Genomic DNA, 3,959 nt, shown 5'->3' on the forward strand with positions numbered 1-3,959 from the left:
GCTGCTAACTCCCCTGGTGGGCCTAATCAGCAAGCACCAGGGCGGATTTGCCGCCGTCAACAAAATGGAGCGGCGCAGTGTCTTCTTGGAAGGAGCCAAAAGTGCCCTCAATGGGGAATTGCGCATGCCGCGAGAGTTGCGCGGCTTAACAAAGCTAACGGAGCGGGAAATCGAGGTCTTGAACCTGCTCTGCAAAGAGGCCCTCACCGACCAGGCCATCGCCGACCGCATTCACACGAGCAAAAAAACCGTACAAAACTGTATTCAAAGGCTCAAAGAGAAACTGGATATCTTTGGCTCTGAAGATGAGATCAACGCTCGCGTTGCCATGTGTATGGCAGCCGTTCAGAAAAAGCTTATCCAGTGGTAGTTCATTTAACCTCGCGTAAGAGTAGACAGAGAGGGTAGAATATCTTCTCGAAAGGGAACCTCGTTTTGATTTACCCTCTCCAACTCAGCCAACATGAGAGGGTTGACGCGATTCAGATAGGGGATTAGCACCTGCTTTAGCCTGGGGCGGTAGAAACGGTGGTAGCTATACACGGGAGTGGCTGGAAATCCCCGCCGAATCTTGTGGGATCCTCCAGCTCCGGGATCAAAGTTGCGGATCCCTTCGCGGATGGCTAGGGCAATCGGCTCGTAGTAGCACACATTAAAGTGCAAGAACTTCACCTCTTCTCGGCAGCCCCAGTAGCGCCCAAAGAGGCGATCCCCTTTGCGGACGCAAAAAGACATCCCCACAATTTCTGTATTTCGTTCCCCGGCCACCAGCACCAGCCGCTGCCGGTAGTTGGGATAGAGAGATTCGAAAAAGCGGCGGTTGAGATATTTGCTCCAGTTCCAAAATTGGGCGCAGGTGTTGCTGTAAAAGTCGTACATGAGAGAGAGAAGGCGCGGCGTGATCTCCTCTCCGGTGTAGATCTTGAGTTCTATGCCGCTTTTTTCCATGGCGGCCCGCTCTCGCTTGATGTTGCGCCGCTGGTTGGCGTTGAACTGGCTCAAAAAGTCTTCGTAAGAGCGATAGCCGGGATTGTGCCACTGGTAGTTGTGGGTAATTCGGGGAGTCAATCCATCGGCCTCCAGTTGGGCCCGCCAGTCTAAGTCCACATAGAGCAGGCTGAACAGCGAAATATCATTGTCCTGGCAGAAGCGATCGATAGCAGCCAGCATCGACGGCCACACCTCTGCTTCCGAGTAGTCGGGATGGACGAGAATGCGATAGCCGGTGGCCGGCGTAAAAGGGGCCATGCCGATCAGCTTGGGGTAGTAGCGTTCTCCCAGTTGGTTGGCAACCGCAGCCCACTCTTGGTCGAAGACAAATTCGCCCTGGCTATGGCTTTTCAAATACAAGGGGGCAGCGGCGATGAGTTGCCCATCCGACTCCACCAACAGGTGACAGGGCAACCACCCCGTGTTGCGGCTGGCACAGCCGGAGGCTTCTAGGCTGTGCAGCCACTCGTACTCCAAAAAAGGAGAGGTGCGCTCCGTCTGCAGCGCTTGCCAGGCAGATGCTGGGATCCCGCGAATATCGTGGCACCAGCGCAATTTCAAACCGGTTGACATTTGCCTGTCCGGATAGACCAACTTGCCCTGCCGCGGCTGGGAGGGGATCCCCCCTCTAAGCTCAACCTAGGATGGAATCCCTGCGCCTCAAGGGTCCCATAGACGAAAGCCAGGCAACTGCTCTTTGCCCAGCCCAAAGCTTTCCCAGCGCTAGACCGTGCTTTTGTTAAATTTTATTCGGGATCCCTGGGCTCGTAGTAGCGGTTGGCCAGCTCGAGAGCCATCTGAAACTTCTGCTCACGGGTGAGGTCGGCTCGCCGGGCGATCTGGGCAAAGCGGTTGACGTCTGGGGGCAAGAAGTCGAAAGGACGCTGTTCCCGCACAATATCTACGACCAAATCGCAAAGGGCCTGCTGGTAATCGTTGTAAAAAATTTCTCCCAAAGCCTTGAGGCGGCCATCGGGCACCGGATTGTTAAAGTCAATGGCCTGTAGCTCCCCTTGTTCGTCGATAAACAGCTCCACCGAGTTCATTTCATAGCCCAACGCCCGATTGATGATCCGGCAGGTGTCGATAACTTTTTTGCCCATCTCCGGCGTGAGAAACTCTGGATCGAACAGATATTCGCTGGCATCGAACTTGCGAAAGATGTATTTAATTGGGATGATCTTTCGGCCAATACAGAGAGCGCGAATCTGCCAGGGATAAGGACTTTTAACCTTCTCCTGGAGCATCATCACCTGGGATCCGGAGCGGTCGTAAAAGTAGAGAAGCTGCTCCATGTTGTAGGCGATTTCGACTCCGATGGCCTCCCGTCCCTCTGCCGGCTTGATCACGATTGGCCAGCCGAGATCTTCTGCCATCCCCTGCCAATCGAAGAACTTGTGATACTTAAAATCTTCGGCTTTCAAAGCTGGGGCCTCCTTGGGGGGCAGAATGTAAGTCTTGGGGATGGAGATCCCCAGCTCTTTGACCACCATGTAGGCGGCATCTTTGTTGCGCAGGTAGTAGTAAAAGCTGAAGGGGTTGTTGATGATGTACACCCCCCTGAAGGCAAAGCCCATGAACAGGCCGATGGCCTGGGGGTAAAGGTAGCTGAAGCGGTCTAGGATGAGGCGGTACTTGGTGCGGTAATCCAGGTTCACCTCGTGAATGGTGACATGTTCCGCCCGGATCTTGTAGGCTTGGCCGTTGCGGGCTTGAATGGGGGGAAGGGCGTTGAGACGGGCCAGGGTGTCGTCCCCAAAAGGCTCGCTGAAGTGCAGGCTGCCAACCCAGTAGTCTTCGATCATCCAGGCTCTCTCATCAAAAGCTCTCTGACTCCTCTGCAAGGGATCCTAGGCGAAGGCGCGGATTTGCGCTTGCCAGGTGGGCCAGTCGTGATCCCCTTCCCATACCTCCAGGTGATGGGGGATGTCGTTGCGGCGGAGGACTTCTGCCAGGCGCAGATTGTCGTTGAGGCAGTGGTCGCGGTGGGCGGTGAGCAGTTTTAGCTCGGTGTTGCGCCCGCCCAGCTGATCCCAGAGTTGTCGGCTCATGTTGGACAGGTAGGCCAAGGGGTTGATGAAATACAGCTCCTGTTCCGCCTGTTGGGGATCCCAGCCGGTGACGGAGCCGAGGGCCGCCACATCGTAGGGCCCCCCCAGCGCCAGACAACGGCGCACCAGGCCAGGGTGCCGGCAGGTGAGGTTGACGGCGTGGGTGGCCCCCAGAGAGAAGCCTGCCACCACCAGAAAGTCATTTTGCGCTTCTGCTTTGGCGTAGGGGATCAGCTCTTCTACCCAGTGTTGCTCCAACAACAGCCAGCGATCCCGCCGCTGGGGCACGTCCAGCTCGCGGTTGAACAAGGTCTCCCAATCGAGGGTTTCCACGCAAAAGGCCTGCAAATAGCCCTGCTCCAAGTGATGGCCGAGGCTGGCGATAATGCCGCGATCTTCCAGATCGAAAAAACGCCCATTGCTGGTGGGCAGGCAGATGAGCGGGTAGCCGCGATGCCCAAAGTGGAGCATCTCCATTTCTCGGCCCAGAACCCGGGAGGCAAAGCGCAGATAACGGCGAGGGTAGGACATCGGATCCCTGGACAATCACTGAACCTCAGCCGGCTTTTGCAGCCGCCGTTGAGACGGGTGGCAACGCGAGCGCCAGAACGGCTGACAACTCCCCCGTGGCCTGCGTCTTTCAAGCGATCCCAAGAAATTTTAGGAGATTTCGGAGAACAAATCCTTGAGGGCAGTGCGGGCGGCCAAGTGCTTGCGGGTGGACTCGAGGATCTCGGCTTCCCGCCGCAGGCGATTTTCGGTGCTGACCATTTCCAGCAGCGCTTGCTGCTCCCGGGGAGCCCCGTGAAAGTGGCTGGCAACCCAGTAGGATAACTCTATCGGGGTAGTGGGCAGTCGCTCCGGCAGCTCCGTCTCCCGCTCCATTAGCTTGCCGGAGAGGCGCACCACATCCTGAAG

At 56.7% G+C, this 3,959-nt stretch carries 5 protein-coding genes; 1 reads left to right on the top strand and 4 read right to left on the bottom strand.

The genetic code is table 11. The annotated features are described in order from the left end of the window. The coding region (locus NW809_RS11140; RefSeq protein ID WP_414402154.1) for a LuxR C-terminal-related transcriptional regulator at window positions 1-370 on the top strand (370 nt) is incomplete at its 5' end. A gap of 5 nt (window positions 371-375) precedes the next feature. Here the strand turns inward: NW809_RS11140 and NW809_RS11145 are convergent. From NW809_RS11145 to NW809_RS11160, 4 genes are all read right to left on the bottom strand, one after another. Further along, window positions 376-1,563: a GNAT family N-acetyltransferase gene (locus tag NW809_RS11145; RefSeq protein ID WP_011430731.1), complete on the bottom strand. Its 1,188-nt coding sequence runs from the start codon at window positions 1,561-1,563 to the stop codon at window positions 376-378. A 173-nt stretch (window positions 1,564-1,736) separates the two neighbouring features. Continuing rightward, the gene (locus NW809_RS11150; RefSeq protein ID WP_011430730.1) at window positions 1,737-2,795 is read right to left on the bottom strand and encodes an ATP-grasp domain-containing protein; all 1,059 of its coding nucleotides are present in this window, start codon (window positions 2,793-2,795) and stop codon (window positions 1,737-1,739) included. 45 nt (window positions 2,796-2,840) lie between these two features. After that, complete coding sequence (locus tag NW809_RS11155) at window positions 2,841-3,572, bottom strand: alpha/beta hydrolase-fold protein (protein ID WP_011430729.1); 732 nt, start codon at window positions 3,570-3,572, stop codon at window positions 2,841-2,843. A gap of 129 nt (window positions 3,573-3,701) precedes the next feature. After that, the coding region (locus tag NW809_RS11160; protein WP_414402155.1) for an LON peptidase substrate-binding domain-containing protein at window positions 3,702-3,959 on the bottom strand (258 nt) is incomplete at its 5' end.

The organism is Synechococcus sp. WC101 (assembly GCF_047461555.1).
GTDB lineage: Bacteria > Cyanobacteriota > Cyanobacteriia > Thermostichales > Thermostichaceae > Thermostichus.

What these genes read in the sequence shown, in the direction of transcription:
- NW809_RS11145 (WP_011430731.1), bottom strand. Translation starts at nt 1,563, where the DNA reads ATGTCAACCGGTTTGAAATTGCGCTGGTGCCACGATATTCGCGGGATC.
- NW809_RS11150 (WP_011430730.1), bottom strand. Translation starts at nt 2,795, where the DNA reads ATGATCGAAGACTACTGGGTTGGCAGCCTGCACTTCAGCGAGCCTTTT.
- NW809_RS11155 (WP_011430729.1), bottom strand. Translation starts at nt 3,572, where the DNA reads ATGTCCTACCCTCGCCGTTATCTGCGCTTTGCCTCCCGGGTTCTGGGC.